This is a genomic window from Streptomyces sp. N35, assembly GCF_016464295.1.
Classification (GTDB): Bacteria; Actinomycetota; Actinomycetes; order Streptomycetales; family Streptomycetaceae; genus Streptomyces.
In genome coordinates this window covers 1-775 of the sequence record NZ_JAEIMH010000209.1, presented here as the reverse complement: position 1 = coordinate 775, position 775 = coordinate 1, and the positions used below count along the sequence as shown (strand labels likewise).

The following is a 775-nucleotide window of genomic DNA, read 5'->3' as shown; positions in this document are numbered from 1 at the left end:
TGCCCGACCCAAGATGGGCACCCCACCGCGCCAAGATCATTCTCTACCGGAAGGGACATCTAAGTCCAAATGCAGTTGATCTCCCGTGCGGGATGGTCGGCCCGCCCGCCACGCAACAGCCACACCAAGGTCACCTCCACCAACGGCGTCAAGGTCCACTACCTCGGCACCCGGTACTCGGCGGCCGACCACGGCACTTGTCCCGGTTACATGCGCAAGCTCCAGAACGAGCACATGGACGCCAACGGGTGGGCGGATTTTGCCTACAACTACGCGGTCTGCGAGCACGGTTACGTCTTCGAAGGCCGCGGCCTGAACGCCCAGAACGCCGCCAACGGCAACACCACACTGAACCGCCGGCACTATGCGGTCCTCGCGTTCGTCGGTTCCTCCGGCCACACCACACCCACCACCGCACAGGTGCGTGGCATCAAGGACGCCATCGCCTACCTGCGCGCCCACGGAGCCGGCCAGGAGATACGCGGGCACCGTGACGGATACGCGACCGCCTGCCCCGGCGGGCCGCTGTACGCCATGGTCAAATCCGGTGCCCTCGAACCCGGCACGAGCGGCCCAGACCTCGACAAGTACCAGCCGTACCCCGGCGCCGCCTGGTTCAAGGAGCGCCCCCACTCGCCGATCGTCACCGCGATGGGTAAGCGTCTCGTCGCCGAGGGCTGCTCCGCCTACAAGACCGGCCCAGGCCCGCAATGGACCGACGCCGACCGCGCCTCCTACGCCAAGTGGCAGCGCAAGCTCGGCTATTCAGGCGCGG

Annotated in this window: 1 protein-coding gene; it reads left to right on the top strand. The window is 67.1% G+C overall.

Features of this window, described 5'->3' with window-relative positions:
• Positions 1-69: 69 nt before the first annotated feature.
• On the top strand, positions 70-775 hold a 706-nt coding region (locus JAO81_RS41910; RefSeq protein ID WP_199553254.1), incomplete at its 3' end, for a peptidoglycan-binding protein.